Origin of the sequence: Labilibaculum antarcticum (assembly GCF_002356295.1) — a bacterium.
GTDB lineage: Bacteria > Bacteroidota > Bacteroidia > Bacteroidales > Marinifilaceae > Labilibaculum > Labilibaculum antarcticum.
This window is the reverse complement of the sequence record NZ_AP018042.1, coordinates 3,213,271-3,233,593: the sequence shown is the minus strand read 5'-3', so window position 1 is coordinate 3,233,593 and position 20,323 is coordinate 3,213,271. Positions and strand designations below refer to the sequence as shown.

15 protein-coding genes are annotated in these 20,323 nt (G+C 36.7%); 7 read left to right on the top strand and 8 right to left on the bottom strand.

All coding sequences use genetic code 11. From position 1 onward, the window contains the following. Nucleotides 1-87 precede the first annotated feature (87 nt). The 6 genes from ALGA_RS23470 to ALGA_RS23060 form a co-directional block, all read right to left on the bottom strand. A complete protein-coding gene (locus tag ALGA_RS23470) occupies nucleotides 88-210 on the bottom strand; it encodes a hypothetical protein (RefSeq protein ID WP_262496381.1) in 123 nt (40 codons plus the stop codon). 336 nt (nucleotides 211-546) lie between these two features. Beyond that, entirely contained in the window at nucleotides 547-1,104 is a 558-nt protein-coding gene (locus tag ALGA_RS12760) for a hypothetical protein (RefSeq protein ID WP_096429663.1), read from the bottom strand. Further along, entirely contained in the window at nucleotides 1,101-1,994 is an 894-nt protein-coding gene (locus ALGA_RS12755) for a relaxase/mobilization nuclease domain-containing protein (RefSeq protein ID WP_096429662.1), read from the bottom strand. Before ALGA_RS12755 ends, ALGA_RS12760 begins: the two co-directional genes overlap by 4 nt. A 1-nt stretch (nucleotide 1,995) precedes the next feature. Continuing rightward, nucleotides 1,996-2,337: a MobC family plasmid mobilization relaxosome protein gene (locus ALGA_RS12750; protein ID WP_173804012.1), complete on the bottom strand. Its 342-nt coding sequence runs from the start codon at nucleotides 2,335-2,337 to the stop codon at nucleotides 1,996-1,998. Nucleotides 2,338-4,267: 1,930 nt separating this feature from the next. Beyond that, the gene (locus tag ALGA_RS12745; RefSeq protein ID WP_096429661.1) at nucleotides 4,268-6,850 is read right to left on the bottom strand and encodes a glycoside hydrolase family 3 C-terminal domain-containing protein; all 2,583 of its coding nucleotides are present in this window, start codon (nucleotides 6,848-6,850) and stop codon (nucleotides 4,268-4,270) included. Between the two features lie 139 nt (nucleotides 6,851-6,989). Beyond that, nucleotides 6,990-9,218, bottom strand: coding sequence for a glycoside hydrolase family 30 protein (locus ALGA_RS23060; RefSeq protein ID WP_162845440.1), 2,229 nt, complete (start codon nucleotides 9,216-9,218; stop codon nucleotides 6,990-6,992). 308 nt (nucleotides 9,219-9,526) lie between these two features. Here ALGA_RS23060 and ALGA_RS12735 point away from each other — a divergent pair, with 308 nt between their 5' ends. Continuing rightward, nucleotides 9,527-11,131 carry a tetratricopeptide repeat protein gene (locus ALGA_RS12735; RefSeq protein ID WP_096429660.1) on the top strand — a complete coding sequence of 535 codons (1,605 nt, stop codon included), beginning with the start codon at nucleotides 9,527-9,529 and terminating at the stop codon, nucleotides 11,129-11,131. A gap of 100 nt (nucleotides 11,132-11,231) precedes the next feature. On the opposite strand, the gene ALGA_RS12730 is transcribed toward ALGA_RS12735, so the two are convergent. Together ALGA_RS12730 and ALGA_RS12725 are read right to left on the bottom strand one after the other, a co-directional pair. Next, nucleotides 11,232-12,515, bottom strand: coding sequence for an amidohydrolase (locus tag ALGA_RS12730; protein ID WP_096429659.1), 1,284 nt, complete (start codon nucleotides 12,513-12,515; stop codon nucleotides 11,232-11,234). A 328-nt stretch (nucleotides 12,516-12,843) separates the two neighbouring features. After that, entirely contained in the window at nucleotides 12,844-13,365 is a 522-nt protein-coding gene (locus ALGA_RS12725) for a HipA domain-containing protein (protein WP_096429658.1), read from the bottom strand. Between the two features lie 494 nt (nucleotides 13,366-13,859). Between ALGA_RS12725 and uxaC the strand changes: the two genes are divergently transcribed. The 6 genes from uxaC to ALGA_RS12695 all read left to right on the top strand — a co-directional run bounded on the left by uxaC (nucleotide 13,860) and on the right by ALGA_RS12695 (nucleotide 20,321). Beyond that, nucleotides 13,860-15,260 (top strand): glucuronate isomerase, encoded by a 1,401-nt coding sequence (gene uxaC, locus ALGA_RS12720; RefSeq protein WP_096433613.1) that lies wholly within the window; start codon nucleotides 13,860-13,862, stop codon nucleotides 15,258-15,260. 23 nt (nucleotides 15,261-15,283) lie between these two features. After that, on the top strand, nucleotides 15,284-16,321 hold the full coding sequence (locus ALGA_RS12715; protein WP_096429657.1) for a sugar kinase: 1,038 nt from the start codon (nucleotides 15,284-15,286) through the stop codon (nucleotides 16,319-16,321). A 113-nt stretch (nucleotides 16,322-16,434) separates the two neighbouring features. Beyond that, nucleotides 16,435-17,106: a bifunctional 4-hydroxy-2-oxoglutarate aldolase/2-dehydro-3-deoxy-phosphogluconate aldolase gene (locus tag ALGA_RS12710; protein ID WP_096429656.1), complete on the top strand. Its 672-nt coding sequence runs from the start codon at nucleotides 16,435-16,437 to the stop codon at nucleotides 17,104-17,106. A 6-nt stretch (nucleotides 17,107-17,112) separates the two neighbouring features. Next, entirely contained in the window at nucleotides 17,113-17,952 is an 840-nt protein-coding gene (locus tag ALGA_RS12705) for an SDR family oxidoreductase (protein ID WP_096429655.1), read from the top strand. Between the two features lie 128 nt (nucleotides 17,953-18,080). Then, nucleotides 18,081-19,265, top strand: a complete 1,185-nt coding sequence (gene uxuA / locus ALGA_RS12700; protein WP_096429654.1) for a mannonate dehydratase — start codon at nucleotides 18,081-18,083, stop codon at nucleotides 19,263-19,265. 60 nt (nucleotides 19,266-19,325) lie between these two features. Then, nucleotides 19,326-20,321, top strand: a complete 996-nt coding sequence (locus tag ALGA_RS12695) for a TRAP transporter substrate-binding protein (protein ID WP_096429653.1) — start codon at nucleotides 19,326-19,328, stop codon at nucleotides 20,319-20,321. The last annotated feature ends 2 nt before the right edge of the window (nucleotides 20,322-20,323 follow it).

Genomic DNA, 20,323 nt, shown 5'->3' with positions numbered 1-20,323 from the left:
CCAAACACTAGTAGATTAAATATTGATTAGGAAAGGGGGAATCGTTTCATCCTTATTTTCACTAACAACAAAATAAAAATTCAAAACTTAGGCACCTTTAGGTAAAGGTATTTCTGCCGCAGCACATATCAAAATAAAGATTTCCATTTCTTTCTTATCAATATTACCATCAAATTTTAAATATCTCAAAAATGGATGAACAATTTCCATGGACGTCATTTAATCTACATCTTTAATATCTATTGTATCTGATTGAAAGATCAGATTATAAAAATCGCATCATTTGTTATTTAAAAGTTATCCTTCCTTTTCAATATCCTATAGAACATCAAATAAACCAGGCTTAACTTTTAAGAATGAAAGTGAATAACTAACCTGCTTCGCACTAGTTGCATCATATACTCTCTTAATCACACCATACTGGAATTGAAATAAAACACATTAATTATGCCTGTCTTTTTCCAATAACCTCTCAAACACAACATCCTGTAATCGTAATAGTACAATAGCTTCTTCTTTTTTAGGCATTCGACAATAAATTTATCCCTACTTTTTTAATGAATCCTTTTCTCCTGCCTCAACCTTCTCCTTTATCTTTTCAATTACCAGTTCATTCTTGTTCACATGAAAAACTGTATCTAAGTAAGAAAGCCCATTAGAATTAATCCCTCCTTGAGCCTGAATAAATTTAAATTTCAAATCATTTTCCCTCAACTGACGATTATTTACACATAGTCCAAAACCCACCAGAAACAAAACTGCAGCAACCGATTGCCAAACCACCAGCTTACGAAATATCAACCTGCGCTTTTTATACTGTCCGGTCATTTCGGTAATTCTTTGTTCCATATCCTTCGTGTCTTGAATCAATTGGTTTAGCTGTTTTCTTGTAGACTGCTCCGAAACGGAGATATTCTCACGAACAGATTTATGAATTGACTGATAAATAAATTCCAGTAGCTGTCTGGATATCACTTTTTGAGGCTCTTTTTCGTTTGGCTTTTCTTGTTGCAGCTTTTTATTGATAGCCGCCATTGTTTCTTTAATTTCCTCGAACATTGCTGGTACAAAATCATCCTTTTTCATATCCTTTCTAATTTTCATGACCGTCTTAGACCTTTATTCTTAGATTTTTTTCGCGGTATTTGTTTCCGTTTGGAATGCAATTCATCCTTATAATTTTGCTTTTGAGATTGCACAAGCAATTCCCGAAGGAATCCTGTAGATAGACTATCTCCTTTTCGAGCTGAAAATATTTGCTCCTGTACATTTTGTTTTAATCGAGCATCAATCTTCGAAAAACTGAACTGCCGGTCTATTTTCGAACCATTAAAACTCAAACCATTTTTTATAAATCGAACCCCTTGAACCTCCGTCGTTGTTCCTTTTGTTTTAAAATCGATGCTGATGCCCTGCTCTTTCAAATTCATAGCTAATTCAGCCCAATCGCCGCTTTCAGGGATGTATTTTTTCAAAGCATTGTAGATTTCATATTTGGTCTTATCGGGTTCGTGAAGTCGCTCCACTTTAACCTGCTCCTTCCCTTTGGCAAAATAGAAACCATACTTTCGTGTAATCTCCTTACAGATTTTTTCACTTCTGTGTCTGTCATTCCGATCCGATATGGTTTTCCCATGATAATCCACCCTGTTGATGATCATGTGCAGGTGTGGATGTTCCTTATCAAAATGACGGGCAACCAAAAACTGTGTTTCACAGATATTCATTTTCCCCAAGTATTCTTTGGCTACCTCTGCCATCAATTCATTCGATAAAAGTTCCTTGTCTTTTGCCGAGAACGAAAGAGAGATATGATACACCGATTTACCAAGTCTTGGATTCAATTCTGCTTGTCCAACAAAACTTTGAATAATCGTCTCCTTATTTTTGGTCCGCAAACCATCACTGGCCAACAATTCCGTCCCCTTTTTGCGGTCGAAAATATAATTCACAACACCCCTAAAATCCTGCCCTTTCACAATCTTTGCTATCATTTCACAAGCGATCTATCAACTGATCAATTTGATCAGCCAGGTGAATGTATTCCTTACGTACATTTGTGTATCCTTGTGCATTTGCTTTTCTGGCAATCTGATTCAAATTATTGGCCATGCCACACAATTTCCGGATATAAATTTGAACTTCGGGAGTGATTCTCTCCCTTACCGAACTAACGGCAATACACTGTCTCATGTACTCACTGATGGTCAGGTTTGCTTTTTGGGCTTTTGATTTTAGGACGTAGTACTCTTCGGTAGCCATTTTAACATCTACTTTATACCGTTTTTTCTGAGCAGTACTTTTTCTGGGACGTCCTCCTTTATTGAAATTTGCCATTGAATTAAGCTTTAAATTTGAGACCAACGGGATGTAATTAAGGTTTTGGTCGCACCAAAACATAAACTTGCTTACTACATCTTCAAAGTGATAACTTAACTTGTAAATCAACCATTTTATTTTCATCTTTTTTTCATACAAGGAGGCCTTCATACTTGCGTAAGCATCCCTTTTAAATTTCAGGTCATGAATGGCCAAAAGGAAACGGAATAAATGGCCTGTGCGCCGGCTGTGAAAATCATTTCAATGTGTTTTAAGCAGGCTTGGCAATGGGCTTTGTATTTTGCAGAATGCAATCAATACAAAGCTCTTTGCTGCCTGGCCTGTGCGTAAGGAAAAAAAACGCTTTGAAATGATTGAGTGCGTTTATGCCGAACGCTTTTGTCAATCCATGGCCGATTCCAACTTTGCTAACGCATGTAGTAAGGTCTGTATCTTACAATTCGATTCGGTTTTACACCATTTTTCAAATTGGTTAAAAAGAGATTCAGAAATTCAAATTACTTCTGGTTTCACACATATATTAATTTCCTAATTTTCTTCCACTTTATCAATACTCAAATTGACGCATTTAGCATCAATTAGCATCAAAATCAAGATGTTTTTGATTTTGGGCCGCGCGTCAGGTGAATTCCTATTAAATTTTTGAAAATTATTAGCCACAATTCTTATTCAAATTTCCTGTTTCTAATTTTCAATGATCGCTTGGCTAAAAACAAGTGAAGAACTGTAACGAAGTGAAAGGATACTCTTGTTGTGGGGTGTTAAGAGCTTCTTTAAAAAAGGGATGAGATCAAGTTTCGGATACTAAGACAAATGCAGGAGATATCACTAATAAAATTAAACCAAAGAGGCTCGTACACAGGGGTAAACTTCAAAAACAAATTTTCAATGTGCATATGTGGTCAAAAGCCAAAATTAGAATTGTGACAGGCAGCCAAAACTTTTATCAAAAAATGTGAACGTTCTTTTCCAAGAAAAAATTAAAAACTCCAAATAATTTTATGTTTACTTAACACAGGTCGTTTAAAATTTTGCAAATCTCTTTTTATATTTCTTCTTAAAAATGTTTATATAAGTTTGTAATGTTTATTTAAAAGTGTATCACATGCTGTATCACTAGCGGTATCAGTAGCAATATCACATCTGATACTGCTACCAATACTGCCAAAGAGCAAATTTTGAATTATTTGGGGGGAGATATTTATTTTTTATGTTTACATACGACTCTGTTTTTAATGACGATCTCTCTCGAATATAGATTTTCTTCACATCATTTTCATAGAGAATCCCCCCTTAGGAAGTCTAATTTATAAAAATCAAATCTATTTTAAGAATATACATTCCAGATTTCCCATCCACACAATAAGCAAAAACTAGTCTTAATAATCTCATTATCAATACGTCAAATCTCGCCTAAAACAAGACGTTAGGCTCCACAACTCTCGTCCCGAACCGATCTACAATCACTTCCAAAACTCGAGTTTTCCAAAAGGTGACCTTCACTTTTCACTCCCATCCAACATGCTGATTATCAGTTGATTTAGTGAAAATAAAAAACTCCCTGCAGCTCCACCCAACACAAAAAGCACCTTTAAGTCACTGACTTAAAGGTGCTTTTTACATCAACCTCCTTCCATTTACAATCAAAAGTAGATATCTAATAGATACCAAAAAGCGTAAGCAATCATTAAAAACATCAAGTAAATAGAAATACTTATATGCGTATTCTAAATTATGAGATTGAGACTTTATAGGGTAAAATCAAAAATGGCAGCACAACACCAAGTTTGCACCGCCACTTTTATAAATTCATCCTTCATTTTCTTATTCAAAATAAGAATACAATTTTTGAATAAGAAGACGCTATTTTCTTAAAATTATAGGGCACTCTAAAATAAACAGGAATAAACTCATTCTTTTACCTTTATTAATCGTTCTTTGATTTTTTAATAATTTCAGAAATCACAAAAGGTACTTTACCATCAGGAGGAATTATTTTTATTGATTGATGTTTAACTACTCCATGCATGGTTTTAATCTTTAATCGTACTGGTTTTCCATATTCTGGTGGAATTGGAATTCTGATAGGAAGTTTCAATTGCTTATTCATGATGGTGTAGGAACCAATCATAGCACCAGCCATCGACGTTTCTATGATTGCTTCTTTGGTAGCTGACTCAAAGGTTAATTCTGCTTCCCACGCATTTACATAAAATCCTGGATCTACAAATGTTATTTCGTACTCAACCCATTCATTACCGTCGTCTTTATCTTTTACTGATGAGCTCATCGCCGATTTATCTGAGTACAAACAATCCCAGCTTTGGGTTCTGTTTTCGTCGTTAGCATTAAAGTAACCGCTTTTTTGTCCTACTTTTATTGCTGGAACATCTCCGCCTTCCACCTTTACCGTTTTCACTTCGGCAATACTTTCACTTGAGTTACCCACCATTATTTCGAAGGCACCAGCTTCCACTACAAATCTATTCTGAATGGTATCGTAGTGTGCAAAAGCTTCGTAAGGAAGTTTAAATTCAGCTGATTTTGTTTGTCCGGCAGCTACACTAATACGTTTGAAACCTTTTAGAGCTTTCATTGGTACTTTTTGCGTTGATTTAACATCGCGGATATACACTTGAACAACCTCATCTCCGTCCATGCTACCTGCATTCGTTATATTTGCAGAAACCACAACATCTCCCAGAGCATTTACTTTTTTACTGCTAAGCTTTACATTGTCAATCTTGAAATTGGTGTAACTCAAACCATAACCGAAAGGATACAGAGGCTTGCCTTTAAAATACATATAAGTACGTCCGGTTTGGATGTTGTAATCGTTGAAATCGGGCAAGTCGCTATCCGACTTAAACCATGTTGAGTTCAGTTTACCACTGGGGTTCACATCACCAAACAAAACATTGGCCAATGCCGTTCCTTGTTCCTGACCATTTGGCCACATACAAACAATACCAGGAATGTTTTCCTGTTCCCATGTTACGGCTGTGGGTCCACTAGGTACAAGCACTAATATGATATTTTTGTTTACGGCCTGAACAGCTTTTATCAGCTTGTGCTGGTTGCCAGGGAGTTTTAATGAGTTACGGTCAACATTTTCGGTTGAAGTTGTTTCTTCGTTTCCAACCACCAATATTACCTGCTCCGATTTTTTAGCCAATTCTACCGCTTCAGCAATTTTTTTGTCGTCATCAACATCAGTAAGCACATCACAACCTTCGGCGTAGCTCACTTTTGCAGAAGTCGCTTTCTTTAATCCATCAAGCGGACTAATTTGACTTTTTGGAAAACCTGAATAAATCCCCATCCAGCATCTATTGGCAAAAGGTCCAATAACAGCAAGGCTCTTCGTATTCTTTTTTAGGGGAAGAACATTATCGTTCTTCAACAGTACAATGGCTTGTTCGGCAGCTTTAAGCGCCAGTTTTTTGTGCGCATCGCATTCCATTACACTTGCAGGAATTTTTGAGTAAGGATTGAGTGTTGGATCATCAAAATCGCCAGTCATAAAGCGCAAACGAAGTAATCTGCGCACCGATACATCCAAGTCCGCTTCAGAAATTAAGCCTTGTTCTATAGCTGGTTTTAGGGCAATTACCATTGGTGCTTGTCGCTTGTCGTTTCTAAAACACTCTTGATCAACCCCAGCTTTTATAGCCATTGCAGCGGCCTCGGGCTGACTTTTTGCATACTTCATGTTTTTTTCAATTCCCTGAACAGCAGCCCAATCGGCAATTACATAACCTTCAAATCCCCATTCCTTGCGCAACACACCATTTACAGCCCAATTGTGAGCCGAACAGGGTACGCCGTTTAAGCCGTTTAATGCGGTCATAATCCCTGTAGCTTCCTCATCTACAATACAGGTTTTATAGGCTGGAAAATAGTATTCATACAAGTCTTTTTTATTGATATTAGAATGGATATACTCTCTTCCTTTATCCACATTATTAGCTACATAATGCTTTACGGTAGTTACTGTTTTGGTGTATTTGGGGTCATTGCCCTGCATACCCCGAATGTACATACGTGCCATTTCCGACATTAGAAAAGGGTCTTCGCTGTAACATTCTCCATTACGTCCCCAACGAGGATCGCGCGCCATATTTACGGTAGGAGAAAACATCATCACTTCTTTTGACCCCATATTCTTTAGTGCCCGTGCTTCATTTGATACAGCAGTAGCTACATCATACATTAAGTCAGGATTCCAAGTACTTCCCATGGCAATATTTTGAGGAAACTGGGTACAGTTCCAACCAATAATTCCGTGAAGTGCCTCACCATACCATTCAAAAGATGGAATACCCAATCGCTTCACTTCAGGGATTCTTGATCCACAATAGTTGATTTTCTCTTCTAGTGTCAATTTCGACAACAAATCATCAACACGTTCGTCGAGCTTCGCATTGGGATCTTTCCAGGTTTGAGCATTAATGCCCGAAATACTGATCAATACGACAAACAAACTTTGTATGATTCTTTTCTGTATCATAATTTTAATTTATAAGGTGACATTTTTTTTTGTTGTAATTCTGGACTTCCACGCAAGTCTAGAATGAAGCATACCAACACTTTAATGTAAAGATTCAATTGTGTAAATAATTGAAAAGCTCTTTTTCATTGCTATTTAATCACTTAAGGATAACTGCAGCTATCGCCTGAGCAGGAACATTTACTTTTATCGACTTTTCGCCAATTACAAGCTCAAACACATCGTCTGTTTTAGCTGTATTCTGCACCAAAATCTTAATTGTTCCATCAGGTGATTTTAGGGTAATAATCGGATGAGCATTGCTTCGGTTTACAGATGCGATACGCACATCTCCCGGCTGAATAAACTTACTGATGATGAACATGGCATTGTAATCGGGATTGTATTGTACCGTTCCATTTTTGAGGTCTATGTTGATCAATGAGTTTTGTGGCCAATCCCAACCGCTTTTGGTGGTTTCGTTCAAAATCATGTTCCAGTAGGTAAAGTTGGTGCTTCCGCTGTTGATGTAACTGGCTACTTCTTTCAATCTGTTTCCTGCTTCCTCTGCGGCGTTTTTTCCATTATAACAATCACCTTCTGTATGTATGATTTTCATATTGGGAACTAAAGTTCGTGCATCGTTAATAATTTTTGTTTCGGTGTATTGAATGCCGATACCATCTATCCCATTCCTATTTTTGCATTGAACAAAATCCATCAAATCCATTTGGTCAGAAGCTCTAAACGTTCCTGCATAAATTTTTGTTTTGATTTTGTTTTTCTTGAAAGCTCGAGACATATATTTGTTGGCAAAAGCGACCATTTCTTTGGCTGGAAAAACACAACTTGGATATTTCGTATCGGCATCGTTTTCATTCTGAATACAAATGCGGTCAATCTTCACACCTGCTTTTGCATAAGCCTGCACATATTTCACCAAATATTGGGCATAAGCTTTTTGAACTTTAGGATCACTTTTCATGCGGTTGCCTTCTTTTTGCAAACCTACCATTTTACCACTTTCTTTCATCCAAGCTGGAGGGCTCCATGGTGATGCAAACAGTGTTAAATATGGATTAACAGCCAAAGCACTTTTGATGTAAGGCAATAGATAGTTTTCATCACGATCTATCGAGAAATGCTCCATGTCAAAATCGTTGGGTGTCATGGAATAACTGTATGCATCAATTCCGAAGTCACTTGCTCCGATAGCTGTACGGCAAAACGTGAAACCTGCTTTGTCTTTCGAAAATAGGTTATTCATGACAACCTCTTGCTCTTTTTTGGGAAGAGAAAGTAGTGCCTCGCCGCCAATTTCGTTAAATGCACCACCGATACCTTCTATAGTTTGGAAAGTAACATTCGGCTGAATGTAAATGCGATTTCTCCATCCAACTTTTTTGCCTTTGGTATCATCTTCTACTTCGAATAAAGGGCTAGCTTCTCCCTTATTTAGTTTTACTGCATATACTTTTACCGAAGGCCTGATGCCAGCTTCAATAGCTATATTTTGTTTCGCATAAGGGATGCCCTTACCAAGAAATGATTTGAACTTTTCAGGACTGCCATTTTCATCGCCTGTCAAAAGCCAATACAACATGCCCACATCCGATATATCCGCTTTTCCCATTTCATGTGCTTTTAAGCGGGTATATAACCACTGAATGCTTTTGTCCTGATGAACCTGCATCCAATGCCAGGGAGAGAAGTCATGACCAGAACACCACAATACATCACGTAGATTGCATGCATTCTGATCCTTAATTTTATAATATTGAATGCGATGACCGCAAAGTGTCTGAATATCGTTCCATGTGTGATGCCAGGTCCTTCGTTTTTCATTCTCGTTAAAGCCACTGTGCGAAATCAATTTTACATGACTTAAAGCCTCAAGACCATTCATTTTTACAACCTCTTCTACTACCTGATATACAAATTCGGACAAACCTGCATGTATAAAATACAAAGGATCTTCAGCTGTCGATTTAAGCATTTCTTGAGCTAAATGAGTTTTAGCCTGTTCCAATTGTGTGGTAACATCAAAAAACTTAGATGCATCAAACTGCCAACGCATAATCGCACCATCACAACTAATTTTATTTTGGTTTTCACTATCTGGACCAGCAGGAGCATCAATAAAATTATTGTAGGAAAAATGCACCAGCTTATCCTGCATTTCCAACTTAGCTAAAGTAGCTAAGATCGCAGCATTTGCCCCCCAATCATCTGGGTCACCCATTGGCCATTTGTAGGCATAATCAGGCGCACTGTTTCCATCAGAACTAATTGCAATCCGATGATTATTGTATCCCCAGGCCTGAGCAAATCCTTTTAGCAAAGGACAAAGAATAAAGAAGGAGATTAATAATACGTTTTTTGATTTCATATGTTTATAATTGTATGTTTTTGCCATATAGCCTGTCCCGTATTTATCGGGAGAACTTACCATGCTGAGATAATCATCTCCCTGTGTGTCAAAATCGCTTTAGCATGGACGTTTCATAAGATCGATATCTTTTACAATTGTTTTCCTTTACAAAAATTGAAAAATTTTAGTGGGAAAACTGTTTTTACAACTTAGTTAAAACTTAGCAAGGCCTATTTTTATGCTTTCAAAAACTTAATGTGTTGCTTTATTTTTTAATTTTGCTCTAAGAAGGATTAAGCTAACTGTTGTGTTGTAATGTTCAGAATATGAGAACCAAAGAATTATTGTTGCTTTTGTTTTTATTGTTTTTTTATGCCGAAAGTGTTTTTTCAGATACTATATCTGATGAAATTAATTCCAATTGGAAACTTTACTTGCAAGATTTAAAATATTTAGATTCTGATCTTGATTCTGCATACCAATTATCCTCAAAACATCTGGTTCAATCTGTTAATTTAAAAGACACATCTGCTCAAGTGTTGTGCTTAATAAGCATGGCTGATATTCAAAAAAATATTGGCAATTATAGTAAAGCCTATGACCATATCTGGGAGGCACAATTACTTGCAGAAAGCTCTCGGGATACGATTCATTTGGCTGAATGCCATTATATGCTAGGCATGTTATATGGAATATTTAACAAAGAAGAAGAAGCTGTGGAGCACATGAAGCAGGCCTTAATCCTCCGTAAAAAACTTCAGAAGCGATCCATCCTAAAAGAGAGGGAATTAATCAGTAATTACTTCAGCATTGCTGTGCGCTACAGCAGATCAAAAAATTTCAAACAAGCAAACACTTATTTGGATACCTGTCTGGTAATGGTGAAAAAATATGATATTGCCCCCTATTATATCCTTGCTGAGAGAGCATATATTGCTATCAATGAAAATGAGTTGGTAAAGGCTGAAAATATACTGAGGAAGATCACACCCTATTTTGAAGACAAGCAAATTCGCTTTGAGGTTATGATCTATTCGTTCTGGGGCCAACTTAAAGTAAAACAAAGTTTATGGAATGATGCCATATTTTATTACAAAAAGTGTTTAGCGGTGATGCAGGAAAGTAATATGCATACGGACATTAAATCAGAGGTTTTGCATGAACTGTCCAAAGTATATGCTCAAAAAAATATGCAAGGAAAAGCTTACTCCTACCTTTCTGAAGCCAAAAAGATTGACGATAATTTATTTAATGCACGAAACAATGGCGAATTATTAGAGGTGAAAAATAGTTACAGGGAGGTAATGCGACAAAAAAACGATGAAATTACTCACCAACAAGATTTACTAAAAGAAAGACAACAACAAAACTTTAGGTTAAAGGTGTTTTTGGGTTTGATTTTATTTGCATTAGCAATAAGCGTATTGTTGGTTAAAAACTGGTATCAGCGTAAGGGCTTGATAGAAAACCAATACAGAGCAGAACTCAAGATTAAACTTGAAAAGGAAAAACATGAAGAGGTAATGGAGGTGAAAAACAAGGAGATAACTTCATATACCTTGCAGTTGATCGATAAAGAAAGGGTTGTAGATAATCTTTTATGCGAATTAGAAAAACACTTGGATGAAGCTTCTTATAGGGGTATAAGAAATACCACCAAGGACTTTAATAAAAACCTATGGAATGAATTTAATGAACGCTTTACCAAAGTAAATTCGGGGTTTTATAAAAAACTTAAGAATAGCTACCCTTCACTTTCCCCTACCGACTTAAAACATTGTGCTTTAATTAAGCTTAATTTTAACGGTAAAGAAATGGCCCAATTACTTAACATCTCACTTCCTAGTGTACACATAGCGAGGCATCGTATCCGCAAAAAATTTAAGCTTAATCGACAAGATAATCTGGCAAAATTTATAGGAGAAATCTAAATTAAAACCTAAATCTTGTAATAAACAGTCCTTTTTTTTTATAAAAACCAAGAAGTATTGCAAGCATCATTAGCGGAACCGCATTTCGATAATGCAAAATTTAATTCAAAAGGCTCTTTATTAGATTAAGAAAAAGTTCTACCGTTGGTAGCATAGCCCTTTCGTCGATATCAAATTCGGGTGTATGGTGTTGTAAATCCTTCTCTTTTAAGGAAGCACCTATGCCTATAAAACAGGCTTTTCCGCCACTGTTCTGAACAGCGTTCATCATTGAAGTAAAATCCTCACTCCCCCTGTTCACCTCATCAGACAATACAATATCGGTGAATAAACCGATCTTTTCTGCCTCGCGCTTTATCCTCTCTGCAAAATCTTTATCACCATGAGCACCGGTAGCTTCGCCCATCTTTTGTATTTTGAAGCTACAATTTTGCTGATGAGCTGCCTCCTGAATAATTTCCTCTGCTTTTTTCAAAAGCTGACTTTCTCTTTCGAGATTGTTCGCCCTAAATTCCATCTCCAAGCTAGCCTGATCAGCAATAATATTGCGAGCTGTTCCACCTATAATCCTCCCTACATTTACACGAGCCAAACCTTCACCTTCAAGATTGATATCGTGTAAGCCAACAATACAATTAGCAGCAGCCAAAACAGCATTATTTCCTTTTTCAGGGCAGATGCCTGCATGAGCAGATTTCCCAATAAAAGTCACATCCAGTTTATCGGTTGCGGCAGTTCCATTCTGCGAACAAACTATTTTACCTAAAGGCATATTGCTCCATAAATGAGCCGCGAATAGATAATCAATATCTTTCAAAAAACCAGATTTCACGATTGCAGCAGCACCACGCACTCCTTCCTCTGCAGGCTGAAACAATAGAATCACCTTACCCTTTATTAGATCTGAATACCTTGCAATATAATGAGCCACCCCCAGGCCTATTGCCGAATGTGCATCGTGTCCACAAGCATGCATAATGCAAGAATTCACAGACGCAAATCCCTCATTCCTTGGGAAATGTTCCTCATCCTCAGTTTCCCTTATTGGTAAAGCATCCATATCGACACGTATCGCCACACAGGGTCCTTCTCCACAATCCATAATTCCGGCTACAGCGGTACAATTATTTGCAAAGGGCTTCATTTTTTCAGAACCATAAATGCGTTCTGCTCTATCAAAGGCTTTTCGGTTCTCCTGCTCCGAAGGCAAGCCCATCAAACCGGAATCATTCATGACTTCCTTTCCTCTTTTCACTTCAAATCCTAAAGTCGATAACTCATCGGCTATAAAAGCTACTGTTGCGTATTCCAACCAACCAGTTTCGGGATGAGTATGAAAATGTCTTCGGTAGGCTACTATCTTTTTTTCAATAAATTGATTCATAATTCTAACGTAATTCTTATCCTATTCGAAAGCTATTCTCTCACAAAGTAAATGAATATGCCTGAATTATTCGGGAAATAACTGATAACCTAATCTGAAAAAGAAAAGATGTGCCCTAGAGTCACACCTTTATCTAAGCTTGTTTGTACAGCTACTTGTTTACAAAAAGAGCACTATCATGAAAAATAAGCGGAATGCACATCCCTATAAAAATCGGGAGGATTTTGGCCCACTTAGCAAACTTTTTGCTCAGGCCAGAGGAGAATAAGTTCATATTTCTGGTTTCACTAAAAAACTCTAGAACTTCTTATTCTAAATGTTCTGGAGCCTAGTTTATATTTTTAGATAAGCGATTGGCACGATCTCGAATCAACGCGATATAGGCTTCTTTCATTTCTGAAGGAAGAAAACTAACATCAATCATTTCTAACCAAGAAGGCATGGTCTTTTCAAATTTTGCAAAAATATTATTTTGTGATTTCTCGAGCATTTCAAACAGATCAAAGGCAGAGATGAAATCTTTACGCTTTATCTTCGTCTTTTTTGCATTGAGTGTTAATGCTAAATCCTCCTTATCGTCATTCATTACGAGTGCTGTTGAAAGCATATCGTATGCCGGAGTTAACACATAACCTAATACCGGATGATTAATCAAGGAGAAATTTTTCAAATGCATATCGGCATTACCCATCAGAAAAGAAAACAAGACCTGCTCAAAGAAATTAATGAGATCCAAACCCGAATTGCTTGAATATTTATGTATCGTTTTTCCAATTTGCTCATAAGACCCACGGTATTTGAATTCCGTCAGTCTCTCGGTTAAACAATATTTTGCGTAATTATACCTCATCGGGTATAAAACATTGAATTGGAGTGTGGATTATACCTTTTCGGGTATAATTTGAATTTAAAAGATCTGAATTTATTGTAAACGCTGTCAGGGCTAAAAAAAATAGAAGCCATGAAATGACAATGCAATAACAGCCTACCTCTGCACAGCAATTACCAGTCTAAATTATTTAGATTTAATACAAACAATCATTAGTCATAATTGAACAAACAGATCTTTAAATTTCACCCATTCATTTCAAAATCATCCATCACGTAAATCTTTTCAAGCTTTCCATCCATCTGAAATTCTTAACAAAACAGGACTATCGAAACTAATTGGTACTGCGGATTTTATAAATAAATTTGCAATAAATAGAAAACCTTACTAACTTCGTGCACGAACACGAAAGCAACATTTATTTAAATAATGACCTAAAATTATCAATACAGCAATCGATTTAAATGTTTTTTTTTAAAACCTTCCGTGTACGGAAACGAAACAATAAATTACCAATGAAGAAATTTCTAGACAAGGATTTTATTCTTGAGACTGATACAGCTAAAAAACTGTATCATGAATACGTAGCTGATCTTCCAATTATAGATTACCACTGCCATATTTCTCCACAGGAAATCGCAGAGGATAAGTCGTTCGATAATTTGAGTCAGATTTGGTTGCATGGCGATCACTATAAATGGAGAGCTTTGCGAACAAATGGTATTGATGAAGAAAGGATTACCGGCAATTCTTCTGATTGGGAAAAATTTCAAGTTTGGGCCGAAACTGTACCTTATACACTTCGAAATCCATTATATCATTGGACACATCTAGAGCTAAAAAAACCTTTTGGCATAGACAAAATCTTAAGCCCGAAAACATCCAAAGAAATCTGGGAAGATTGCAATAAGAAACTGAACACTCCTGAATTTTCGTGTAAAAATTTGATTCGCAAAGCCAATGTTGAAGTCATTGGAACGACCGATGATCCTGCTGATTCATTAGAATGGCACAAAATAATTCAGGATTCTGGGTTTGAAACTAAGGTGGTTCCATCGTGGCGTCCAGATAAAGCTATGTCCGTTGATAATGCTTCAGAATATAATCAGTATATCGAAAAATTAGCTACTTCAGCTAAAATGGAAATCAATACACTGGATGATTTATTAAGTGCATTAACTAAACGTCATGATTTCTTTGCAGAAATGGGTTGCAAGGCTTCCGATCATGGCCTGGAGCAATTTTTTGCAACTGATTACACCTATGAAGAAGCATCAGAAATCTTTATAAAAATCCGTAAAGGAGAAGAGTTGAACGAAAAAGAAGTTTTGAAATTCAAATCAGCAATGTTGTATGAATTTGCTGTTCTTGATCATTCAAAAGGATGGGTTCAACAATTCCATATTGGAGCGATTCGCAACAATAATACTGGCATGTTTAACAAGCTGGGAGCTGATACAGGATTTGATTCAATCGCAGACAAATTGGTGGCTGAAGACATGTCGAAGTTCCTAAATCGTTTGGCTTCAGAAGAAAAATTGACAAAAACAACACTATATAACTTAAACCCAGCACACAACGAAGTCTACGCCACTATGATTGGCAACTTTCAGGATGGAAAAACGGCTGGTAAAATTCAGTGGGGATCGGGATGGTGGTTTTTGGATCAGAAAGATGGCATGGAAAAACAATTAAATACACTTTCAAATCTTGGTTTATTAAGCCGATTTGTTGGTATGCTAACCGATTCCAGATCATTTTTGAGCTATAGCCGTCACGAATATTTCCGCAGAATTCTATGCAACCTTATTGGTAATGATGTAGAAAAAGGACTAATCCCTTACGATGAAGATCTTTTGAAAGAAATCGTACAGGGAATCTGCTATTACAATGCTAAAAAATATTTCAATTTTTAAACAATTTTAAACAATAAAATCAGATGAATAAAGTAGTTACCTTCGGTGAGATCATGCTAAGACTTTCAACTCCTGGCTATTCAAGATTTTCTCAAACAGATAATTTTAATGCAACCTACGGTGGTGGTGAAGCAAATGTTGCTGTATCACTTGCTAACTATGGTTTAAATGTTGATTTCGTAACTCGTTTACCAAAAAATGACATTGGGCGTGCCTGCATGATGGACCTAAGAAAATATGGTGTTGGCGTAGATCAAATTGTTTGGGGTGGCGATCGTTTAGGTATATATTTCCTGGAAACAGGAGCCGTTAGTCGTGGTAGTAAAGTGGTTTACGACAGAGCAAATTCTGCTGCTGCCGAAATCGAAATTGGAATGATCGACTGGGATAAAGTCTTTGATGGTGCCAACTGGTTTCATTGGACAGGTATTACTCCTGCAATCTCTCAAGGCGCTGCCGATGTTTGTTTAGAGGCTATTAAAGAAGCTAACAAAAGAGGCATTACTGTTTCTACAGATTTGAATTATAGAAAGAATCTATGGAATTATGGGAAAACTGCTGAAGAAGTAATGCCTGAATTAGTTGCTGGTTGTGATGTGATTTTGGGTAACGAAGAAGATGCTGAAAAAGTTTTAGGAGTTAGCCCAGAAGGTGTTGACGTTACTGGTGGTCATGTTGAAGCCGATGCTTATTTGTCTGTTTCACAACAAATCATGAAACAATTCCCAAGATGTAAAAAGGTTATTACCACTTTGCGTGGATCCATCAGTGCCAATCACAACTCATGGACTGGTGTTTTATACGATGGAAAAGAATTATTCAAAGCTAACAACACCTATCAAATTACTCACATTGTTGATCGTGTTGGAGGTGGTGATTCATTTATGGGTGGATTAATTTACGGATTAATTACATGGGCAAATGATGATCAAAAAGCATTAAATTTTGCAGTTGCTGCTTCTTGTTTGAAACACACTATTTTTGGTGACTACAATCAAGTTAGTGTTGAAGAAGTTGTGAAATTAATGGACGGTGATGCATCCGGACGAGTTGCAAGATAACACGGAATTATAAATGATGAATTAATAATTATGAATTAGAGAATTTGCATACTCTTGTTATTAATGCAAGACAACTAATAATTCATAATTTATATCTCATAATTAGAATAGAAATGGCTAGATTTTCAAGAATAGAAGTTGCGTTAAAAATGAAAGAAACAGGAATGGTACCTGTGTTTTTTCATTCAGATATAGAAGTTTGCAAAAAAGTAGTAAAAGCCTGTTACAAAGGTGGAGCTCGTATTTTTGAGTTTGTAAACCGTGGCGATTTTGCTCACGAAGTTTTCGGAGAACTTAATAAATGGTCAGCCAAAGAATGTCCTGAAATGATATTGGGCGTTGGTTCTGTTATTGATGCAGGAACAACATCTATATACATTCAATTAGGAGCAAACTTTGTGGTTTCGCCAATTTTAAATGCAGAAATGGCTAAAGTGTGTAATCGCAGAAAAATTGCCTGGTCACCAGGTTGTGGTTCATTAACTGAAATCTCTTACGCCGAAGAATTGGGAGCGGAAGTAGTTAAAATCTTTCCTGGAGAACAAGTTGGTGGTCCAGAATTCGTGAAAGCGGTTAAAGGTCCATTCCCTTGGTCATCAATCATGCCGACTGGTGGAGTAAAACCAGAGAAAGAGAATTTGACTAAATGGTTTAATGCTGGTGTTCATTGCGTAGGAATGGGATCGCAGTTAATGATTAAAAATACTGACGGATCATTCAATTACGAAGCTATTGAAGCTAAAACCTCAGAGGCAATGGCCATCATCAAAGAAATTAGAAAATAAAAAAATATGGATACCAACCTTAAAGGTAAAGTAGCTGTTATTACCGGAGCAGCAGGAGTAATTTGCTCAGCAATGGCAAAATCGTTGGCCGCAATGGGCGTAAAGACAGCCTTGGTAGACATTAATGCTGAAGCCGTTGAAAAATTAGCTCAGGAAATTGAGAAAGAATTTAATGTTTCTTCTATTGGAGTTGCGGCAAGCGTACTCGATAAGGAATCATTACAGAAAGCGAAAAAGATAATTAATAATATGCTGGGGAGTGTAGATTATCTAATCAATGGAGCCGGAGGAAATTCTCCTCTGGCTACATCTGGTGTTGATCAAATGGTAGATTCTGATCTCGAAGACCTTGATGAAACTTTCTTTGGAATGAAAATGGAAGGTTTTGATAAAGTTTTTGATTTGAACTTTAAAGGAACAATTCTTCCAACTATGGTATTTGCCATGGATATGATCGATAAGAAATCAGGATCGATTGTGAATGTTTCTTCGATGAACTCCTTTCGTCCATTAACCAGAATTGCAGCTTATTCTGCGGCGAAAGCTGCGGTTAATAACTTCACTCAATGGTTGGCGGTACATTTTTCAAAAATGGGCGTTCGTGTTAACGCAATTGCTCCAGGATTTTTATTGACCAATCAGAATCGCTTTTTATTAACTGATGAAGAAACAGGGGAACCAACAGCCAGAGGTGTGAAAATTATCAACAATACACCAATGGAACGTTACGGAACTCCTGACGAATTGCAGGGTACTCTACTCTATTTACTATCGGACTGGTCGGCTTTTGTTACAGGCGTTGTTATTCCTGTTGATGGCGGATTTAGTGCATATAGCGGCGTATAATACCAAATCAAAGTAGGCTTTTTAGTTACAATTATATATTAATTCAGGCTAGCGTGTTTATGTGGCAAAACGAAACAAGAATTCAATCACCTCTTGTCCGTTTTGCCCATTTACTAAAAACGAACAAGATGTCATTAGAACAAACATGGAGATGGTACGGTCCAAACGATCCAATCTCCCTTCAGGAAATAAGACAAACCGGAGCAACAGGTATCGTTTCGGCTCTTCATCACATCCCAAACGGAGAAATTTGGACAATTGAAGAAATTAAGAAGAGAATTGCCGAAATTGAAGCAGCTGGACTTACTTGGTCGGTTGTGGAGAGTGTTCCTGTTCATGAGGATATTAAAACACAAACAGGTAACTGCAAACTTTTTGTAGAGAACTACAAGGAGTGCATTAAGAATCTTGGTGCCTGTGGAATCGAAACCATTTGCTACAATTTCATGCCGGTTTTAGATTGGTCGAGAACCGATTTAGCCTTCGAATCAGGAGATGGTTCCAATGCTCTTAAATTTGAAATTGAAATATTCGCAGCTTTTGATGTTTTCATTTTAAAGAGAGAAAATTCAAGACAAGATTATACTGAAGATATTTTGAAAAAAGCGGAAGCGAAATTCAATTTAATGTCGGCAGAAGAAATTGAAAAAATAACTCGTACAGTTATAGCTGGACTTCCTGGCGCTGAAGAATCATATACATTAGAAAGTTTCCAGAAAGTATTGGATACTTATAAAGATATCGACGCAAGTAAATTAAAGAAACACTTGCACAATTTCTTATTAGAAATTATTCCGGTAGCTGAACAAGCAGGTGTTCGTTTGGCCATTCACCCTGATGATCCACCACGCGCATTACTTGGCTTGCCAAGAGTTGTTAGTACAATTGAAGATGCTATTGAACTAACCAAAGTTATTGATTCTGTATCTAATGGAATCACTCTTTGTACAGGTTCATTTGGTGCTGGTCATTTTAACGATTTACCAGAAATGACAAAAATATTGGCTCCTAGAATCAATTTTGTTCATCTTCGAAATGTAAGCAGAGATGCAGAAGGTAACTTTTTTGAGAGCTACTTGTTCGATGGTGACATTGATATTCCTGCTGTAATGAAGGCTTTACTAATAGAAGAAAAAGAACGTAAGGAAGCTGGACGAAAAGACTGGCAAATCCCAATGCGTCCCGATCATGGTAATAAAATGTTAGACGATCTTCCTAAGAAAACCAACCCAGGATATTCTTTATATGGCAGAATGAAAGGTTTAGCAGAATTAAGAGGATTAGAACAAGGATTAATGGCAGGTCTTAAATAAAAACAATATTTGTTTTTTGACTTTTGAAATTAGTACAAATTTTTTGCACACATAAAAAGCATGAAAAAAACACAATCGTTTTCAAAGCTATTTTTAATCCTTATTTCTTGCTTCTTCATTATAAGTTGCCAAAAAGTAAATACTCACAAAACTATAAAATTAGCACATGGTTTAGATCCTACACACCCTGTTCATAAAGCCATGGTATTTATGGGAAAGGAGTTAGAGCGAATTTCTGAAGGCCAAATGAAGCTTGAAATTTATCCTAGCGGGCAACTAGGATCAGAACAACAATGTGTAGAATTATTACAACTTGGAAGTCTGGCAATAACAAAAGTTTCTGCAGCTATAATGGAAGGCTTTACAAATAATTACCAAGTACTTGGATTGCCTTATGTCTTGCGTTCAAAAGAACATTCTTTTAAAGTTTTAGATGGTCCTATCGGAGAGGAACTATTGGCCTCTACCAAAAAATTCAATTTGAAAGGTTTGTGTTTTTACGATGCTGGTGCACGAAGCTTTTACACTCTTGATAGAAGTATTGAAAAGCCTGAGGATTTGGAAGGGTTGAAAATACGTGTTATGAAGAGTCAGACTGCAATGAGCATGGTAAAAGCTCTGGGAGGCTCACCAACACCAATTTCCTGGGGCGAATTATATACCGCTTTACAAAGTGGTGTTGTAGACGGAGCTGAAAATAATCCTCCTAGTTTCTATACCTCGCATCATTATGAAGTGTGCAAATACTACTCTTTGAATGAACACACAAGAGTTCCTGATGTACTAATTATCAGCACTGTTGTATGGAATAAACTAAGCGATCAACAAAAAAAATGGTTACAACTTGCGGCTAAGAATTCTGTTGTAGAACAACGTAAATTGTGGGCCTCGGCCGAAGAAGAGTCTCTAAAAAAGCTAAAAGAAAATGGTGTTATAATTAATTATCCTGCCAAAGAACAATTTGCCGAACGCGTACAAGATTTACTTAACGCCTATCAGGAACAGCCTAAATTATATCAGTTAATTCAAAGAATTCAAGCTACAAAAGACGAATAATA